Raw genomic sequence first — 18,959 nt, forward strand, 5'->3', positions numbered from 1 at the left:
GCGCTCAGCTCCCCGACGTATCGATCACCTTGAAGCGCGAGCGCTTCTGCGCGCGAATCACCGACTGATACGCGTCAACATACTGCTGCGCCATCCGGTGCGACGTGAAGCGCTCTTCGAAGCGTTGCCGCACACCCGCCCGCGGCACTTTATGCAGGCGATTGACCGCCGCCACCGCACCGATCTCGTCTTCGACGATAAAGCCGGTCACACCGTCGTCCAGCACTTCCGGCACCGAGCCGCGGTTAAACGCAATCACCGGCGTGCCGCACGCCATCGCTTCGATCATCACGAGGCCGAACGGCTCCGGCCAGTCGATCGGGAAGAGCAGCGCATGCGCGCCCGATAGAAACTCGGCCTTCTGGTTATCCGCGATCTCGCCGATGAACTCGACATGCGGCAAGTCCAGCAACGGCCGGATCTCACGCTCGAAATATTCGTGGTCGGCGGCATCCACCTTCGCGGCGATGCGAATCGGCATCCCGCAGCGCCCGGCAATCCGGATTGCGGTATCGACCCGTTTTTCCGGCGAGATACGGCCCAGAAACGCGAGGTACTTCTGCTCGACGGGCTGCGGCGTGTAGAGCTGCTCCGGCAGACCGTGATAGACGGTTGTGAGCCACTTGGCCTGCGGCAACGGATGACGCTGCGAATTCGAAATCGAGATCACCGGCGCGGTATTGAAAGTGTCGAATACCGGCTGCTGCTCGGGCAAGTCGAGGCGGCCATGCATCGTCGTGACGAAGGGGGTCTCCTGACGCTTGAAGACCGAAAACGAGTAGTAGTCGAGGTGAAAATGCAGCACGTCGAAGTTTTCGGCCTGGCGGCGCACCAGTTCCATCAACAGCATATGGGGCGCGATGCGATCGCGGATCCCCGGATCCAGACGCAGCGCGCGCGGCCATACCGGTTCGAGCTTTGCGCTCGTGACGGAATCGCCGCTCGCGAATAGCGTAACGTCATGGCCGAGGTCGACCAGCGCCTCGGTGATGTAGGACACGACGCGCTCTGTGCCGCCGTATAGCTTTGGCGGCACCGATTCGGTCAAAGGGGCGATCTGCGCAATCTTCATATTTTGTCTCCGTGAACTGACGGCTTGCGCCAATGGCGGTGCACGTCAGCGGCGCTGCGTATGACAGCGCCGGTCCCTCTCCATCGATGCAGTGAACGCCGGGTGTCCGCCTGCACCATCCGCATCAAAGCATTATTCACCAGGGCGCAACAAAAAAGCCCTCGGCTTTGCAATTCCTGTGCACTGTTACATTCAGCTTACATGATCGAGAAGAAACCGGGTGGCCCTATCTCAACTGCCGAGCGATACGATCAACTCGCGCAGCGACCGATACCCCGCAATGGCCAACGTCCTCGGCACGCAGACACCTTTCGAACCGACGCGCACCACCGGGCGCCCGCTGACACTACATCGTTCAAACGCACCATCACTTATGCCCACCGCCTTTGCCAGGCTTCTGCACGGGCACATTGCGCAAATCGTTCAGGAAGGTATCGCGCCACACGCCGAGATCGTTCTTGCGCAGCGCCGCCATGTTGATCTCGTGACGCTGCTGGCGCGCATCGAGCGGCATTTGCAAGGCACGCTGCAAGGCCTCGCACATGCCGATCGCATCGTGCGGATTGACCAGCAGCGCGCCGGTCAGCTCCGCGGCCGCGCCCGCGAAGATCGACAACACCAGCACGCCAGGATCGTCAGGATTTTGCGCGGCGACGTACTCCTTCGCGACCAGGTTCATACCGTCGTGCAAGGGCGTCACAAAGCCGATCTGCGACTCGCGAAACAGCGACATCAGCTTCCAGCGGTCGTACTGCTGATTCAGATAGCGGATCGGCGTGTAGTCGAGGCCCGAATAACGGCCGTTGATGCGCCCCGCTTCGTATTCAAGATCCTGGCGGATCTTCTGATACGTGGCGACGTCCGACCGGGTCGGCGGCGCAATCTGCACAAGCGTGACGTTGCCGCGCCATTCGGGCGAGCGTTCCAGCAACTGCTCGAACGCACGAAACCGTTCAACGAGCCCCTTCGAGTAATCGAGCCGGTCGACGCTCATGATCAGCTTGCGGCCCTCCAGACTCTGCTTCAGATCGAGTACGTGCTGGCGGCTTTCGTAGCGCTTGGCCTGTTCGGCGATTTCATCGGGGAATACGCCGATCCGATAGACGCCCGTACGCAACTTGCGGCCGAAGGCTTCGACCTGATTGCCGCCGCTGACGGTGCCGCGCGCGTGGCGTGTCACGTAGTCGTGGAAAGCGAGTTCATCGGTCGTGGTCTGGAAGCCCAGCAGGTCATAGCACGACAGCGATTTCACCAACTCTTCGTGCGGTGGAATGTTGAGCAGAATCTGCGGCGCGGGAAACGGAATGTGCAGGAAAAAGCCGATGCGGTTCGTGACGCCTTCGGAGCGCAGCGCTTCGGCGAACGGGATCAGATGGTAGTCGTGAATCCAGAGCACGTCATCGGGCTCGAGCAGCCTGATCAGCTTGTGCGCGAGCCATGCGTTGACGCGCCGGTAGCCCGCGTACTCTTCGCGCTCGTAACGCGCGAGGTCGTTGCGATAGTGGAATACCGGCCACAGCGTCGCATTCGAAAAGCCGCGGTAGTACTGGTCGTAGTCCTTGCGCGTCAGCCCGACGGTCGCGAAGGTCACGGCACCGTCCTGCTCCAGCGTCGGACCAGCGTTGGCGACGGTCTCGCTCACCACGTCGCCGCTCCAGCCGAACCACACGCCTCCTGCATCCTTCAGCGCGCCGAACACGCCGACCGCAAGGCCACCCGCCGATCCTTTGGTTTCCGTCGGTGTTGCGACGCGATTCGACACGACGATCAGTCGGCCCATGTTGGCAGCCCTCCTTGGTTCGCACGGCGCGGCCGATGTGCTGTAAACACTTCGCCTGCTCCGGCACGACAACGCCTCAGAGGAATCTAGCCGGTGAAGCAGGCCGCGCAGACAAAACCACGCCAGGTTCGTGGATCAGATGGACGGTTCGACTGCTTTAGTGCGTGATCAGTTGCCGCTTCTGCAAGGAAATGCCTTGCCGAGTCCCAGCGAGATCGCCGTACTGGCGTTATAGCCCGCAACGATCGGGTTCTCGGCGATGTACTTGCGTACCGCGTCGGTCAGTTGCGCCGAGCGCGCGTCCGCCGGCAGGCAGTAGTACTGGCCGACGCGCGGGCCGGTGGTGCCGCCGATTGCGTCGATCGTGTTGAAGATACCGTCGGCAGCGCCTTCGATATACGCGGCACACGCACTACGCGATGCAATATCGGTCTTCGTGCACAGCTTGTTGAGGTCGCCCCCTGTAAACGCGGCTGCCGATAGCGGTACGGCAAGCGCGCTGGCGAAAATCAAAGCCCGCAGCATGGTGTTCCTTTCCAGGGTCGTTTATCAGGCGGTCTTGCGCCGCATCGAACCGGCGCGCCTCGTAGCGCGCCAAGCCGTCATTCTGCACTGTTTTGCGAAGCGGCAGGCATGCCGACAACCGCTATGTGCGGGCAAATGTGTGAACGGGCAGCCGGCGTTTCAGCAATCCGGCGGCCCGCGCTCGTGCGGCGAGCGCGCCGGCCGCCGATGCGCCGGTTCTTCGCGCAGTTCACTTCTGCTGCATCTGCTGCAGACGCGCGGTGAGTCCTTCGACCACGTCCGGTTCCTTGTAGGTCTTCGCGAAATCGAGCGCGGTCATGCCGATCTGGTTCTTCACCGTGAGATCCGCGCCGTTGTCGAGCAGGAGCTTCACCGTCGACACGTGACCGCCACGCGCAGCCATCATCAACGGCGTGGTGCCGTTCGGCGAGCCGGCGTCGACGTAGGCCGAATGATCGAGCAGCACCTTGACGATAGCGTCGTTGCCGTTCGCAGCCGCGTAGTGCAGCGGTGCCCAGCCCTTCTTGTTGACTTCGGCGTCCTTCGCGATCAGCAGGTTGACGAAATCGAGGTCGCCGGTCAGCGCGGCCATCATCATCGCGTTCTCGCCAGCCTTGTCCTGGATCTCGATGTTGGTCTTCGGATTGGCGAGCAGCGCGGCGCCCACCTTGTCCGACTTCTCGCGCGCGGCGATCACCAGCAGCGGGAAGCCCTGGTTGTCGACGCTGTTCGGGTCCATGCCCTTGGCGAGCAGCTTGTTGACGCTGTCGACGTCGTCGAATTTAACCGACTTGATCAGCGAGTCGATCGGCGCGGCCTGAACCGGCGAGGCGAGCAGCGAAGTCAATGCGGCGCAGGCGAGCGTGGCGGCCAGCGCGAGGCGCGATGCGCCGCGGCGTGCCGAACCGAAGGCGGTTTGCACCGCCGAAGTCTCTTGCAACGCTGCGGCCGAAGTCGAATAATTTGTCATGTCTTACTTTAGGAAACGTCCCTATCCTTTTGATATTTATCGGCTTTGCCAATCACATGCCAGCTGGCGTGGGGATCTTGAAGAGCCGGAAGAAGTTTTGTGTCGTCGCGGCGCCCAGCGCCGTCTCCGGTATGTCGCGTTGCTGCGCGATGAAGCGTCCGACATAACTTACGTACGCAGGTTCATTAGGCTTGCCGCGATACGGCACGGGCGCGAGATACGGCGAGTCGGTTTCGATCAGCAAGCGCTCGAGCGGCACGCGCCGCGCGACGTCCTGCACGTCGGTCGCGCTCTTGAACGTGACGATGCCCGACAGCGAAATGTAAAAATTCTGCGCCAGCGCCTGTTCGGCAATCGCCCACGGTTCGGTGAAGCAGTGCATCACGCCGCCCGGCTCGCTCGCGCGCTCCTCGGCCATGATGCGCAGCGTGTCTTCCGCCGATGAACGCGTGTGAATGATCAGCGGCTTCTTCGTGGCGTGCGCCGCGCGGATATGGGTGCGGAAGCGCTCCCGCTGCCATTCCATATCGGCGATCGTGCGGCCTTCCAGGCGATAGTAGTCGAGGCCGGTCTCGCCGATCGCGACCACCTTCGGATGCGCGGCCAGTTCGACGAGTTCGGCGAGGCTCGGCTCGCGCATGTCCTCGTGATCCGGATGCACCCCGACCGATGCAAACACGTTCTCGTGCTGGCTGGCGATCGCGAGGACAGAGGGCAGCGTCTCCAGGTCGACCGAGACGCACAGCGCATGCGTGACCGAATGGCTGCGCATGTTCTCGAGCACCTGAGGCAGGCGGTCGGCGAGTCCTTCGAAGTTGATATGGCAGTGCGAATCGACAAACATGATGGTGTCCTGCTGATAAATAGCTGGGTGTGAATCTGGCCGCCGAACAGGCGGTGAATCCGCTTGCCAGTCAGACGGCGGCCGCGTCGAGCCGCTTGCCGACAATCACCAGATCGCGCTCCACGCCGTCCAGCACCGCGACGCGCGGCAGCGACCCCCACGTGTCGAAACCGAACGCGCGGAACAGGCGCAGGCTCGCGTCATTGTGGCCGAAGATAAAGCCCAGCACCGTGTCGATGCCGAGCGCCGGCGCCGCCGCGAGCGAGGCCGCCAGCAGTTGCTTGCCGAGCCCCTTGCCGCGCGCGCTTTCGTCCAGATAGATGCTGACTTCGGCGGTGCGCAGATAGGCCGGGCGGCCGTAGAAGTCCGAGAAGCTCAGCCACGCGATCACCCGGCCGGGCTGCTGCGGATCTTCCACCACCCACAGCGGGCGCTTTTGCGGGCCGTGCGCGTGAAACCACGCCAGACGGCTTTCGACGCTCACCGGTTCGAGATCGGCGGTGACTTGCCGCGACGGCACGGTCGAGTTGTAGATGGCGACGATCGCGGGCAGATCGTCGAGCGTGGCATCGCGGTAGGAAAGGCTCATGGTGCTTTGAACGTGAGATGGAAGATGAATCAGCGGACGCACTCACCGGTGGGCGCGGCGCGGTAAGGCACGCCAGCCCCGGGCCGGACCGGCCGCCATCTGCAGACTACGCAAACAGCTCGCGATAGCCGATAAACAGTTCTTCGAACACCAACCGCGCGTTCAGCGGATGGTTCTCGACGGCGCGCTGGCGTGTCACGGTGCGCATGAAGCGCGCGAACGCGCTGGCGTCGGCTTGCGCTGCACAGCGCGTCAATGCGGTCGACGCCTGCGGAAAATAGCGCGGCACGCCGGCCGTGCGCTGCGCCAGCAAATCGTACATCCAGCGCTGCAGCCAGCCGAGCACGAGCGGCACCGGCAGCTTCTGCAGCGCCTCGCCGCAAGCAAAGGCGTCGCACTCGGCGCCGGCGGCGAGTTGCTTGAGGGTCCAGTCACGCAACGTGCGGTTCTCGTCGCTCGCCAGTGCGAGGGCCGTGAGCGGCGCACCGCCGGCCTCGGCGAGCAGCGCGGGCGCTTCGGCGACACCTTGCGCGGCCAGCCATTTCGTGGCGACCTCTGGCGCGGGCATCGTCATCGGCCACTGGCGGCAGCGGCTGATAATGGTGGGCAGCAGGCGGTCGATGCGCGCCGACACCATCAAAAACACCACGCCCGCCGGCGGTTCCTCCAGCGTTTTCAGGAATGCGTTGGCTGCGGCGATGTTGAGCCCCTCGGCGGGATACAGCACGACCACGCGCGCGCCGCCACGGTGCGAACCGACGCCGACGAAATCGAGCAGGCCGCGAATCTGCTCGATCTTGATTTCCTTGCTGGGCGCGCGGCTCTTCTTGCCTTCGTCGCCCTCGGCCTTCTCGGCTTTTTCGGCTTTTTCGTCCGCGGCGGCGTTACCGAGGCCGGCTTCGGCGGCCAGCGCTTCGGGCACAACGATCCGATAGTCCGGATGATTGCCCTGCGTGAACCAGTTGCACGCCACGCACGCGCCGCAGGGCTCGCCGTTGGCCTGCTGGGCCTCGCACAAAAGCCCTTGCGCGAGGTGCTGCGCGAAGCGCAGCTTGCCGATCCCCGCTTGGCCATGCAGCAGCAAGGCGTGCGGCCAGTGCCCACGCAACTGCTGCAGGCGATTCCAGTCATCGGCTTGCCACGGATAAATCATCGTTTCTCTTTTAAATCAATCGGTTGACGACACTTGATGAGACACCAAGCGAACTCTGCCGCCGTTATAATTCAGGATTATATTCTTTAAGAATCAAAGAACTGCGATCAGTTCTTCGAGTTGCTTCTGAATTCGTGCGATGCTCTGCGAAGAGTCAATGATAGCGAACCGGTACGGGGCTTCTTCCGCGCGGCGCAGATATTCGGCGCGGGTGCGGTTGAAAAATGCCTCCGACTCGCTTTCGAACCGGTCCGGATCGCGCGCGGCGCTGCGCCGTTCGCTAGCGATTTCCGGCGCGAGGTCGAACAGCACCGTTAGCTCCGGCTGAAAACCGCCCTGCACCCAGCGTTCGAGTGTTTCCAGCTTGTCGCGCGGCAGGCCGCGGCCGCCGCCCTGGTAGGCGAAGGTCGCGTCGGTAAAACGGTCGGACAGCACCCAGTCGCCGCGCGCCAGCGCCGGCTCGATTACTTCGGCCAGATGCTGACGGCGCAGCGCGAACATGAGCAACGCTTCGGTTTCGAGGTCCATCTTCTGATGCAGCACGATCTCGCGAATCTGTTCGCCGAGCGATGTGCCGCCCGGCTCGCGCGTCATGACAACCGAGCGGCCGGTGCTCGCGACCTTCTCTTCGAGGCGTTCGCGAAACCAGCCCAGGTGGGTGGTCTTGCCGGCACCGTCGATGCCCTCAAACGTGATGAATTTGCCCCGCGCCATCATTGCCCTCGAATGTATTTGTCCACGGCTTTGTTGTGATCGCCGAGGGTGTCAGAAAAGATACTGCTGCCGTCGCCGCGCGACACGAAGTACAGCGCGGTGGATTGCGCCGGGTTCATCGCCGCCTGCAGCGATGCGACACCGGGCAGCGAGATGGGGGTTGGCGGAAGCCCCATCCGGGTGTAGGTATTGTAGGGAGTGTCGGTCTGCAGGTCTTTCTTCCTGATGTGGCCGGTGTAGCCATCGCCCATGCCGTAGATCACGGTCGGGTCGGTTTGCAGCGGCATGCCCACCCGCAAACGGTTCGCGAACACGGCCGCCACCATTGACCGGTCCGATGGCTTGCCAGTTTCCTTTTCGATGATCGATGCCATCGTCAATGCATCGTACGGGGTCTTGTACGGCAGGTTCGACGCGCGGGCAATCCACGCCTCATCGAGACGCACGCGCATCAGCCGGTAGGCGCGGCGATAGATGTCCAGATCGCTGGTGTCCTTGTCGAACAGATAGGTGTCCGGGAAAAACAGCCCCTCGCCATTGCCGATCGACGCTTCCGGTGCGCCGATCGCGTTCATCAGATCGGTATCGCTCATGCCGATCGAGTCGTGCTTGAGCGCCGGATTGGCATCCAGTTCGGCGCGCATGCGCTTGAACGTCCACCCTTCGATGATGGTCGCCACGTATTCATTGACGTCGCCGAGCGCGATTTTCTGCAGCACTTCGTACGGCGTGATGCCTGTCTTGAACTCGTAGTTGCCGGATTTGAGATTGCCTTGCAGCCCGAGCAAGCGCGTCATGATGACGAACAGTTCAGGCTGGACCGGCACGCCGCCACGGTTGAGCTGCAGCGTGACGCTGCGCAAGCTGCTGTGCGGTTTGACGGTGACATCGAGTTGCGCGGGGGTTAAATCAAGTGGGCTGGTGGCCCAGTGATAGCCGCCTGCGATGGCGGCTGCGGCCAGCACAACGACGATTGAGCCGGCGACGAAACATTTCTTCAGAAGGGACATGCGAAACGTGGCTGGGTTGGACCTCATATAATACTTGTTTGCCTTAGCTAAAGTCAGAATTGACTGTTCTCGGAATCCATGAACACACCGCTCGCTACCGCTTCAGGCACCCCTTCAGTTGCGCCCGCAGTTGCTCACACGGGCACGGCTGCCGCGGCACAGGCCTCCGCGCCCGTCAGACTCCCTGTCTTGCCGCGCCCCGCCGCTGATGAATTCGACGCCGTCATTCAACACGGCGCCTACATGCCGCTGACCCAGTTCGGCGTGATCGACGTCACCGGCGACGACGCGGCGAGCTTCCTGCATGGCCAGTTGACCAACGACACCCAGCATCTCGACGCCGCCAATGCGCGCCTTGCGGGCTACTGTTCGGCGAAGGGCCGATTGCTGGCGTCGTTTCTGACGTGGCGCACGAGCGACGGGATCCGCCTGCTGGTGTCGAAAGACGTGCAGGCCGCCGTGCAAAAGCGGCTGTCCATGTTCGTTCTGCGCGCCAAGGCCAGGCTCGTGGATGCGAGCGGCGAACTGGCGGTGGTGGGCCTCGCCGGCGACGTGCGCAAAGCGCTTTCCGGCGTGTTCGATGCTTTGCCCGACGGCGTGCATGTGCAGGTGGACGGCACGGCGGGTTCGCTGATTCGCGTTCCGGACGCGCTCGGCCGGCTGCGCTATCTGTGGGTGGGTCCGAAGGCCGCGATCGAGGCGCAGTTGCCCCTGCTCGATGGAAAGCTCAAGCGCGTGTCGCCGGCGGTATGGGATTGGCTCGACATTCGCGCGGGCGAACCCCGCATCACGCAACCGGTGGTCGAGCAGTTCGTGCCGCAAATGGTCAATTTCGACGTACTCGGCGCGGTCAATTTCCGCAAAGGCTGCTATCCGGGTCAGGAAGTGGTGGCGCGCAGCCAGTATCGCGGCACGATCAAGCGGCGCACCTCGCTCGCGAACGTGGCGGGCGAACTGGAAACGGTCAAGGCCGGCGCGGAACTGTTTCACTCGGACGATCCGGGCCAGCCATGCGGGATGGTGGTGAACGCGGCGTCGGCGCCGGAGGGTGGCGTCGATGTGCTGGTGGAGATCAAGCTGGCTGCGCTCGAAGGCGGCTCGGTGCATCTGGGCGCAGCAGACGGTCCGGCGCTGACGTTCCTGGCGTTGCCGTATGGGTTGCCGGCTGAGGTTTAAACACTCCGCTGCTCCATAAAGATCCGCAATCCATTCGCTGCCCAGTCGGTGCCGGCACTCTAACTACCTCCCGGGAGACTCCCCCGATGTGCCTGATCGTCTTCGATTGGCGACCCGATGCGGTCGACGGACCGCTCTTCACGCTCGCCGCGAATCGCGACGAATTCTTTCGCCGTACCGCCGAGCCGATCAGCTGGTGGCATGACGCGCCGACCGTGCTGGCCGGCCGCGATCTGCTGGGTGGCGGCACGTGGCTCGGCATGTCGCGCGATGGCCGCTTCGCCGCGCTGACCAACTACCGCGCACCGCATGAAATGCGCGCCGATGCGCCGACCCGCGGCACGCTTGTCAGCGATTGGCTCAGCGGCTCCGCAAGCGGCTCGGGCAATGGCCAGCACGAAACGCCGCTCGACTATCTGCAACATGTCGCGCGAACCGGTGATATCTATAACGGCTTCAATCTGATTATCGGCGACTGGACGCGCCGTGAACTCGGGTGGTACTGCAACCGGTCGAACATTGCGCCCACGCTGCTTACGCCCGGTACGCACGGCATCTCGAACGCGGTGCTCGATACCGCTTGGCCGAAGCTGGTTAAAAAGCGCGCGGAACTAGGCGCCATGCTCACGCGTGAGGCGATGCCGCCGCTCGAACGCCTGATCGATCTGATGCGCGATCCGCGCCTCGCGCGCGACGACGAATTACCGTCCACCGGCATTCCGCTCGAACGCGAGCGGGTGTTGTCGGCGGCGTTTATCGAAACGCCGGAGTACGGCACGCGCGGCACGACCGCGGTGCGCGTGGTCGCGCATGGCGAGGTCATCAGCGTAGCAGCGGCCGAGCGCAGCGACGACAACGGCTCGCACCGGATCGTGCGACCCGGCGACTTCGAGCGTAGTTTTGCGTTCAACGTTGAACGCGAGATTGCCTGACGAGCCGCGGGCAGCGGCGATTACTCAACGCCGAACGCCGCCCGCAATGCCGCGGCGGCATCCTCATGTGCCTGCGCAACGTCGGGCACGTAGCCGCCCATCTTGAAGAACTCGTGAATCATGCCTGGATAGCGTTGCAGCGTGACCTGATTGCCCGCCGCACGCAGTTTCTCCGCATACGCATCACCCTCGTCGCTTAAAGGATCGTATTCGGCGGTCGCGATCCATCCTGGCGCGAGGCCGCTGAAATCGGGCGCGCCGCGGGTACCGTCGAGCGGCGCGAAACGCCAGTCGTCGCGGTCGCTCTTGTCCCGCACGTATTGCTCGAAGAACCATTGAATCGTGTCGCCCGACAGCAGGAAGCCATCGGCGAGGCGCGAGTGCGAATCGGTTTGCTGATGGCCCGTGGCGCCCGGGTAGATCAATAATTGCAGCACGAGTTTGATACCCGCGTCGCGTGCCAGCACCGCGCACACCGTTGCCAGCGTGCCGCCCGCGCTATCGCCACCCACCGCCAGCCGCTCTGCATCGACGCCGTATTCCGCGGCATGCGCGTGCAGCCAGGTCAGCGCATCGAACGCGTCGTCAACGGCGGTGGGAAATTTGTACTCCGGCGCGAGCCGATAATCGACCGACAACACCGTGCACTTGCCATCGCGCGCGAACATCCGGCACAACGCATCGTGCGTATCGACACTGCCGACCGTGAAGCCGCCGCCGTGGTAATACACTACCGCCGGCGCAGGCTCGGCCCAGCTCGGCTCGACAGGCTGATAAAGACGCGCGCGAATTGTCGCGCCGTCGCGCGTCGGCACCTGCAGGTCTTCGACCGCGAACATGGGCGCGCTCGCGATCTCCAGAATCGGCGCGCTTTTCTCGTAGGACGCTCGCGCCGCTTGCGGGCTCAACTCGTGAAGTTGCGGGCGTTTCGCGCGCGCGATCATGTCGAGCACCTGCTCGATCTTCGGATTCAGCGGCATTGGGCTTCTGGTGGCGCGTGGGCGCCGACAATTAGTGGGTCAAAAAATGGGTAAGCAGCCCCTAGCTCACATTCTTCACTTCGGGCTTCAGCGACATCGGATCAGTCGGGTTGCGCAACTGCTCGATATCCTCGTGACGCAGTTTCACCGACGCCATGATGCCCGGGTGCGTGACGATGTAAAAGCGCCGCGCGGCAATCGCTTCGAACGTGATGTCGGCGACGTCGGCCGCGCTCAGCTTGCCCGATTGCACCGCGCGTTGCAGTTGTTTGCCGGCGGCGATCTGCGAGCGGGTCGGCCCGCTATCGTTGCGCAGTTCCGCGGGCCGCGCGCGTTCCGCGTCGGCGATGCCGGTCGGCACGAAGGCCGGACATAACAGCGAACAGCCGACCTCGCCGCCCCCCGCCGCCTGTGCGAGTTGCAGGTCGTGATAGAGCGTCTCGGTCAGCGACACCACGGCGTGCTTCGAGGCGTTGTAGATGCCCATCGCGGGCGGCGACAGCAAACCCGCCACCGACGCCGTGTTGACGATATGCGCAGGCTCGTTCTGCCGCAGCATGATTGGCGTGAAGGCGCGCACGCCGTGCGCGACGCCCATCACATTGACGTTGAACACCCACGCCCAGTCGTTCGCCGAGCTTTCCCAGAGGAAGCCGCCCGAGCCCACGCCCGCGTTGTTGAACAGAAGATGCACCTTGCCGAAGGCGCCGAGCGCCGCTTGCGCGAGCGCTTCGACCTGGGCGGCGTCAGACACGTCCGTCGGCACGCCGATTGCCTCGGCGCCGCCGGCGCGCAATGCGTCGACGGTTTGAAGAAGCGCCTCGGGATTCACGTCGGCGAGCACGAGCTTCATGCCGAGCGAGGCACCCTTCTCCGCGAACGCCCGGCCGAAACCGCTTGCGGCACCGGTGATCACCGCCACCTTGCCGGCGAATTCGAACATCGTTTCTCTCCTGGATTGATCAGCTCGGGATGATCGGCCGAGAGCCGCCAGCCGATACGTTTATCGGCTGGGCTTCATCGACATCTACCGCATGCGCGGTTCGACAGCCGCCGTGCTCAGATCAGCTTGACGAGCTGCTTGCCGAAGTTCTTGCCCTTCAGGAGACCGATGAACGCCTCGGGCGTCGCATCGAGCCCTTGCGCGATGGTCTCGCGATATTGCAGCTTCTTCTGCGCGACCAGGGTGCCGAGTTGCGTGAGCGCTTCGGGCCACACGTCCATATGCTCGCTGACGATGAAGCCCTGCACCAGCAACCGCTGCGTGAGCATTAGCGACGGATACTTGAGCGGCAGCGGCTGGCCGTCGTAGCCGGCAATAAATCCACACAACGCAATGCGGCCGAACGCGTTCATGCGTGCGAGCGTCGCGTCGAGCACTTCGCCGCCGACGTTCTCGAAGTAGCCATCGACGCCATCCGGCGTCACGGCTTTGAGGTCCTGATACAGATTGCCGGCCTTGTAGTCGACGCAGGCGTCGAAGCCGAGCGTCTCGACCACGTAGCGGCACTTATCCGCGCCGCCCGCGATGCCGACCGCGCGCGCGCCGGCCAGCTTCGCCAGTTGCCCGACTACGCTGCCCACGGCGCCGCTCGCCGCGCTGACCACCACCGTCTCGCCTGCTTTCGGTACGATAATTTTGTTCAGGCCATACCAGGCCGTCACGCCGGGCATGCCGACCGAGCCGAGATACGCCGACAGCGGCACGTGCGTAGCGTCGACTTTCTGCACGCCCGCACCGTTCGAGGTGCCGTACTCCTGCCAGCCGAACATCGCGACGACCTTGTCGCCGAGCGCGAATTTCGGATTCTTCGACTCCACCACTTCGCCCACCGTGCCGCCGATCATCACCTCGTTCAGCGGCTGCGGCGCCGCATACGACTTGCTGTCGTTCATGCGGCCGCGCATGTACGGATCGAGCGACAGGAAGTGATTGCGCACGCGCAATTCGCCATCGGCCAGCGGCGCAAGCGGCGTTTCGACGAGCTTGAAGTTATCCGGCGTGACAGCGCCTTGCGGACGCGAAGCCAGCACGAGTTGACGGTTGATCTGGGGCATGACGATCGTCTCCATGGGTTACCGATGTGATCGGCGAATAGTTTGAACGAACGGTATTTGCAACAACAGGATCCGGCGCGCGAGGCGCTCAACGCGCGCGCGGGTCATCCGCTGATTAGCCGTCGCTTGGGCCGGGTTTCGCCGAAGGATCGCTGCGCAGACGCTGTTGCGTCACGTCGCGGCCCACGGCGAGACGCCGCATGTATTTGAAGGTGCCGAGCGCTTTGGCGACGAAGTGGCCTTCGCTGTCGCGGATCTCGCCTTCGCAATAGGCCATGGTGGTCGAGCGGTGCAGCACGCGGCCGGTGGCGCGCAGTTCGCCGCGGCCCGGTTGCATGAAGTTGACCTTCATCTCGATGGTGACCACGCCGACGCCGTCGCCGGCCAGACTGCGCGCGGCCATCGCGAGTGCGACGTCGGCGAGCGTCATGGTCACGCCGCCGTGCGCGACATCCCACGCGTTCATGTGATCGGACTGCAACGGCAGCACGACTTCGCTGATGCCGTCGCCCGCCGACACGAGTTGCGCGCCAAGCCGGTCGGCGAAGGGACTTTCGGGCAACGACGCGTTGCCCGTTTTAAATGAGGGTGAATCGGTCATTGCTGATTTCAGATTTCGTAGTCGACACATTCACGCGATTCGCGCACCGCACCCACGAAGCCCTTTAGTGCCGTGTGCGTCGGATGGACCTGGTAGGCGTCGAGCGCGGCTTTGTCGGTAAAGTCCGACACCAGCACGATGTCATAGGTCGATTCGAGGCCCGCTGCCGCGATGCCAACTTCGAGTTTGAGGATGCCGGGAACGATGTCGCGGCAGCCTTCGAGCTTGTCCTTCAGCTTCAGGGCGTTCTCAGCACGCGAGGCACCTTCTGCGTGCTCTCTGAGCTTCCACATCACAATATGACGGATCACGGGATTACCTTGTTCGAGTCAATTCATTGAACTGGGGCTTTGCGTCCGCTGAAACGGCGCACGCGCGCAATCGCAAATGATAACCGCTATAGCGTTCGTGCATGCGCCACCTGAAACGTCTCTACCGCCGCAGAACGGCCCGCTACAATGCATGATCCACGCCGCTTCCCTCGAGGTGCCGGTCATGTCCTTCTTTCGCGTACTGCTGTCCCGCCGTCACGCCCGTCTGGCCGCGATCCTCGCCGTCGTCACGCTGACGCTCAACGGCTGCGCAGGTCTGTTCGGCGGCGACCCTTTGCGCGTCAACGTGGCCGGCATCGAACCGGTCGACGCTCAGGGCCTGGAGATGCGCTTCAACGTCAAACTGCGTATCCAGAATCCCAATGAATCCGCTGTCAACTTCGACGGCGTGTCGCTCGATCTCGAACTGAACGGCAAGCCGTTCGCCAGCGGTGTCAGCGATCAGAGCGGCAGCGTGCCGCGCTTTGGCGAAACGGTCGTCAATGTGCCGTTGACGGTGCCCGCCTTCGCCGCAGTTCGCCAGGCTTTCGCCTTTGCGGGCGCCGTGCAGGCGGGACAGATTCCGTACATCTTGCGCGGCAAGCTCGCCGGCGGCCTGACAGGCACGACCCGCTTCGTCTATCAAGGCACGTTGAGCCTGCCGGCACTCGGCATGGCTTTGCCCTGACCCCGGTCTGCGCCGCCAGTCGATGCCGCCGATTCGCGCCTGATCAAACCACTTCGAACAGGCCCGCCGCACCTTGGCCACCGCCGATACACATCGTCACGACGACTAGCTTCGCACCGCGCCGCTTGCCTTCGATCAGCGCATGGCCGGTCAAACGCGCGCCCGACACCCCATACGGATGGCCCACCGCAATCGCGCCGCCGTTCACGTTCAGGCGGTCGTGCGGAATGCCGAGCTTGTCGGCGCAATACAGCACCTGCACCGCAAACGCTTCGTTCAACTCCCACAGGTCGATATCTTCGACTTTCAGGCCTGCCTGCTTGAGCAGCTTCGGCACGGCGAACACCGGGCCGATGCCCATCTCGTCCGGCTCGCAGCCGGCCACCGCAAAGCCGCGGAAAATGCCGAGCGGTTGCAGACCTTCGCGCTCCGCGACTTTCGCGTTCATCACGACGCAAGCCGACGCGCCGTCCGAAAACTGGCTCGCATTACCTGCGGTGATCACGCCGCCCGGCATCGCAGTACGAATCTTCGACACGCCTTCGAGCGTCGTGTCGGCACGAATGCCCTCGTCGGCGCTGACGGTCACTTCCTTCGTGTAGAGACGGCCGGTCGCTTTGTCGGCGACGCCGGCCAACACCGTCAGCGGCACGATCTCGTCCTTGAACTTGCCGGCTTCGAGTGCGGCCGCGGCACGCTGTTGCGAGCGCACGCCGTATTCGTCCTGACGCTCCTTCGAGATCGAGTAGCGCTTCGCAACGTTCTCTGCGGTCTGCAACATCGACCAGTAGATTTCCGGCTTGTTCTTGCTGAGCCAGCCTTCGGTCATCATGTGGTCGTTCATCTCGTTCTGCACGCACGAGATCGACTCCACGCCCCCCGCGACGAACACATCGCCCTCACCGGCGATCACGCGCTGCGCGGCCAGTGCGATGGTCTGCAAACCCGACGAGCAGAAACGGTTCACCGTCATACCCGGCACGCTAACCGGCAAACCGGCGCGCAGTGCGATCTGGCGCGCGATGTTCATGCCCGTTGCGCCTTCCGGATTCGCGCAGCCCATGATCACGTCTTCGATGCGCGCCGGGTCCAGCTTTGCGCGCTCGACAGCGGCCTGCGTCGCATGGCCGCCTAGCGTCGCGCCGTGCGTCATGTTGAAACCGCCGCGCCATGATTTGGCGAGGCCCGTACGGGCGGTCGATACGATTACGGCATCAGTCATGCATCTCTCCTGTGTCGACCGGAGTTAGCGCTTTAGCGCTTACTCCGGTCCCATGCAAGTTGGCTGGTACTTCCAGACGTTGATGGTGGGCGCGCTGGCGGATCGCACAGTCGCCCCACTTCACTCATTCCACTCGTTTCGCCCAGGCAGCGGCGATTCAGCCGTTGAACCCACGGCCCTTCGCCGCCAGCTCCGCGATGCTCGGCGCCAGTTGCCACGCGTCGCCATTCGGCCGCGACGCATAGCGGCGAATCGCACGCTCGACGTTGTAGAGGCCGACCGTATCCGCGTACAGCATCGGACCGCCGCGATAGAGCGGGAAGCCGTAGCCGGTCAGATAAACCATGTCGATGTCCGACGCCTTCGACGCAATGCCTTCCTCGAGAATCTTCGCGCCTTCGTTCACGAGCGCGAACACGAGGCGCTCGACGATTTCCTCGTCGCTGATCTTGCGGCGCTCGGCGTCGGCTTCCTTCGAGAACGCCACGATCATCTCGTCGACCACTTTCGACGGATACGCGGTGCGGTCGCCCGCCTTGTAGTCGTACCAGCCGCCACCGGTCTTCTGGCCGAAGCGCCCCATCTCGCAGAGACGATCGGCGATCTTCGAGTAGTGCATGTCCGGATGTTCCTGATAGCGGCGCTTGCGGATCGCCCAGCCGATGTCGTTGCCCGCCAGATCGCTCATGCGGAACGGGCCCATCGCGAAGCCGAACTTCTCGATAGCCTTGTCCACTTGCGCGGGCAACGCGCCTTCTTCAAGCATGAAGAGCGCTTGACGGATGTACTGCTCGATCATCCGGTTGCCGATGAAGCCGTCGCACACGCCCGAGACCACGGCGGTCTTTTTGATCTTCCTGGCGAGTTTCATGACGGTGGCGAGCACGTCTTTCGCCGTTTCCTTGCCGCGCACGACTTCGAGCAGCTTCATCACGTTGGCCGGGCTGAAGAAGTGCATGCCGACCACGTCCTGCGGACGCTTCGTGAAAGCGGCGATCTTGTCGACGTCCAGCGTGGACGTGTTCGATGCGAGGATCGCGCCGGGCTTCGCCACTTCGTCGAGCTGCTTGAATACCTGCTTCTTGACGCCGAGTTCTTCGAACACCGCTTCGACGATCAGGTCGGCGTTTTTCAGGTTGTCGTAGGAGAGCGTAGGCGTGATCAGCGCCATGCGCTGTTCCAGCGCTTCGGGCTTGAGCTTGCCTTTCTTGACGGTGGCTTCGTAATTCTTGCGGATCGTGGCGATGCCGCGGTCCAACGCTTCCTGTTTGGTTTCCAGCAGCGTGACCGGAATGCCCGCGTTGATAAAGTTCATCGCGATACCGCCGCCCATCGTGCCGGCGCCGATCACGGCCACCTGCCTGATCTCGCGAGCAACAGTGTCCGACGGCACATCGGGAATCTTGCTCGCCGCGCGTTCGCCAAAGAACGCATGACGCAGCGCACGGCTTTCGGGCGTCTGCACGAGCGCGATGAAGCATTCGCGTTCGAATGCGAGGCCCTTATCGAAACCGTTCTGCACGCCCGCTTCCACTGCGTCGATACATTTCTGCGGCGCCGGGAAATTCTTCGCGACAGCCGCGACGCTATTGCGCGCGAACTGGATGAAACCGGCAGCATTCGGATGCTCGATCTTGCGGTCGCGCACCTTCGGATGCGGACCCGCTTTCGCGCCGACCTTGCGGGCAAACGCGAGCGCGGCTTCTGCCAGATCGCCCTCCACGACTTCGTCGAAGAGGCCAGAGTCGGCCAGCTTCTCCGACATTACCGGCGCACCCGAGACGATCATGTTGAGCGCGGCTTCAAGACCGATTGCACGCGGCAGACGCTGCGTGCCGCCCGCGCCTGGCAGGATGCCGAGCTTCACTTCCGGCAGCGCGATCTGCGCGCCGGAGGCGGCGATGCGGTAATGCGCGCCGAGCGCCAACTCAAGGCCGCCGCCCATGGCGACGCTATGAATCGCGGCGATAACCGGCTTGGCGCTTGACTCGACGGTTTTGATGACCGTGGCGAGCGTCGGCTCCTGGGTCGCCTTCGGCGTGTTGAATTCCGTGATATCGGCACCGCCCGAGAAGGCTTTGCCGGCGCCCGTCAGCACGATCGCCTTGATGGCCGGATCGTTCTGCGCGCGCTCGACCCCTTCGACGATACCGGCCCGCGTCGAGAGGCCGAGACCGTTTACGGGGGGATTGTTCAGCGTGATGACGGCCACGCCGTCATGAGTTGTGTAGTCCACTGCCATCTGCCAGCCTCCATGCGATGAGGCGGCGCATGACGCGCCGCCCGTCCGGTTGATCGAGCCGGCTCGTTGACCGACTTTCTCTCCGATGTTCC

The 18,959-nt window shown here is 63.5% G+C and carries 19 protein-coding genes; 3 read left to right on the forward strand and 16 right to left on the reverse strand.

From position 1 onward, the window contains the following. Nucleotides 1–4 precede the first annotated feature (4 nt). From AYM40_RS10895 to mltG, 9 genes are all read right to left on the reverse strand, one after another. Nucleotides 5–1,072 (reverse strand): glycosyltransferase family 4 protein, encoded by a 1,068-nt coding sequence (locus AYM40_RS10895; RefSeq protein ID WP_063496238.1) that lies wholly within the window; start codon nt 1,070–1,072, stop codon nt 5–7. A gap of 367 nt (nt 1,073–1,439) precedes the next feature. Continuing rightward, nucleotides 1,440–2,852, reverse strand: coding sequence for an alpha,alpha-trehalose-phosphate synthase (UDP-forming) (otsA, locus tag AYM40_RS10900; protein ID WP_063496239.1), 1,413 nt, complete (start codon nt 2,850–2,852; stop codon nt 1,440–1,442). A gap of 168 nt (nt 2,853–3,020) precedes the next feature. Beyond that, nucleotides 3,021–3,377, reverse strand: coding sequence for a Rap1a/Tai family immunity protein (locus AYM40_RS10905; RefSeq protein WP_063496240.1), 357 nt, complete (start codon nt 3,375–3,377; stop codon nt 3,021–3,023). A gap of 229 nt (nt 3,378–3,606) precedes the next feature. Further along, entirely contained in the window at nt 3,607–4,347 is a 741-nt protein-coding gene (locus tag AYM40_RS10910; protein ID WP_063496241.1) for an ankyrin repeat domain-containing protein, read from the reverse strand. A gap of 52 nt (nt 4,348–4,399) precedes the next feature. Beyond that, nucleotides 4,400–5,191 (reverse strand): TatD family hydrolase, encoded by a 792-nt coding sequence (locus AYM40_RS10915; RefSeq protein WP_063496242.1) that lies wholly within the window; start codon nt 5,189–5,191, stop codon nt 4,400–4,402. 70 nt (nt 5,192–5,261) lie between these two features. Beyond that, nucleotides 5,262–5,780, reverse strand: a complete 519-nt coding sequence (locus AYM40_RS10920; RefSeq protein WP_063496243.1) for a GNAT family N-acetyltransferase — start codon at nt 5,778–5,780, stop codon at nt 5,262–5,264. A 106-nt stretch (nt 5,781–5,886) separates the two neighbouring features. After that, a complete protein-coding gene (locus tag AYM40_RS10925; RefSeq protein WP_063496244.1) occupies nt 5,887–6,933 on the reverse strand; it encodes a DNA polymerase III subunit delta' in 1,047 nt (348 codons plus the stop codon). 93 nt (nt 6,934–7,026) lie between these two features. Continuing rightward, nucleotides 7,027–7,647, reverse strand: a complete 621-nt coding sequence (gene tmk, locus AYM40_RS10930) for a dTMP kinase (RefSeq protein ID WP_063496245.1) — start codon at nt 7,645–7,647, stop codon at nt 7,027–7,029. After that, entirely contained in the window at nt 7,647–8,657 is a 1,011-nt protein-coding gene (mltG, locus tag AYM40_RS10935) for an endolytic transglycosylase MltG (RefSeq protein ID WP_063496246.1), read from the reverse strand. The genes tmk and mltG overlap by 1 nt, the downstream gene beginning before the upstream one ends. A gap of 78 nt (nt 8,658–8,735) precedes the next feature. Between mltG and AYM40_RS10940 the strand changes: the two genes are divergently transcribed. Further along, nucleotides 8,736–9,833: a YgfZ/GcvT domain-containing protein gene (locus AYM40_RS10940; RefSeq protein WP_063496247.1), complete on the forward strand. Its 1,098-nt coding sequence runs from the start codon at nt 8,736–8,738 to the stop codon at nt 9,831–9,833. A gap of 86 nt (nt 9,834–9,919) precedes the next feature. Next, entirely contained in the window at nt 9,920–10,765 is an 846-nt protein-coding gene (locus tag AYM40_RS10945; protein ID WP_063496248.1) for an NRDE family protein, read from the forward strand. Nucleotides 10,766–10,785: 20 nt separating this feature from the next. Here the strand turns inward: AYM40_RS10945 and AYM40_RS10950 are convergent, their stop codons facing one another. The 5 genes from AYM40_RS10950 to AYM40_RS10970 all read right to left on the reverse strand — a co-directional run bounded on the left by AYM40_RS10950 (nt 10,786) and on the right by AYM40_RS10970 (nt 14,715). Beyond that, entirely contained in the window at nt 10,786–11,745 is a 960-nt protein-coding gene (locus AYM40_RS10950; RefSeq protein ID WP_063496249.1) for an alpha/beta hydrolase, read from the reverse strand. Between the two features lie 61 nt (nt 11,746–11,806). Continuing rightward, entirely contained in the window at nt 11,807–12,688 is an 882-nt protein-coding gene (locus tag AYM40_RS10955; protein WP_063496250.1) for an SDR family oxidoreductase, read from the reverse strand. A 116-nt stretch (nt 12,689–12,804) separates the two neighbouring features. Continuing rightward, nucleotides 12,805–13,803, reverse strand: a complete 999-nt coding sequence (locus tag AYM40_RS10960; protein ID WP_063496251.1) for an NADP-dependent oxidoreductase — start codon at nt 13,801–13,803, stop codon at nt 12,805–12,807. 115 nt (nt 13,804–13,918) lie between these two features. After that, nucleotides 13,919–14,404: a PaaI family thioesterase gene (locus AYM40_RS10965; RefSeq protein WP_063496252.1), complete on the reverse strand. Its 486-nt coding sequence runs from the start codon at nt 14,402–14,404 to the stop codon at nt 13,919–13,921. 8 nt (nt 14,405–14,412) lie between these two features. Next, complete coding sequence (locus AYM40_RS10970; protein ID WP_063496253.1) at nt 14,413–14,715, reverse strand: Dabb family protein; 303 nt, start codon at nt 14,713–14,715, stop codon at nt 14,413–14,415. A gap of 184 nt (nt 14,716–14,899) precedes the next feature. On the opposite strand from AYM40_RS10970, the gene AYM40_RS10975 reads away from it, so the two are divergent. Then, nucleotides 14,900–15,403, forward strand: a complete 504-nt coding sequence (locus AYM40_RS10975; protein ID WP_063496254.1) for an LEA type 2 family protein — start codon at nt 14,900–14,902, stop codon at nt 15,401–15,403. A gap of 43 nt (nt 15,404–15,446) precedes the next feature. Here the strand turns inward: AYM40_RS10975 and AYM40_RS10980 are convergent, their stop codons facing one another. Both AYM40_RS10980 and AYM40_RS10985 read right to left on the reverse strand, forming a co-directional pair. Further along, nucleotides 15,447–16,625, reverse strand: coding sequence for an acetyl-CoA C-acyltransferase (locus tag AYM40_RS10980; protein WP_063496255.1), 1,179 nt, complete (start codon nt 16,623–16,625; stop codon nt 15,447–15,449). A 157-nt stretch (nt 16,626–16,782) separates the two neighbouring features. Continuing rightward, the gene (locus tag AYM40_RS10985) at nt 16,783–18,867 is read right to left on the reverse strand and encodes a 3-hydroxyacyl-CoA dehydrogenase NAD-binding domain-containing protein (RefSeq protein WP_063496256.1); all 2,085 of its coding nucleotides are present in this window, start codon (nt 18,865–18,867) and stop codon (nt 16,783–16,785) included. Nucleotides 18,868–18,959: the final 92 nt, after the last annotated feature.

The sequence above is a fragment of the Paraburkholderia phytofirmans OLGA172 genome (assembly GCF_001634365.1).
Classification (GTDB): Bacteria; Pseudomonadota; Gammaproteobacteria; order Burkholderiales; family Burkholderiaceae; genus Paraburkholderia.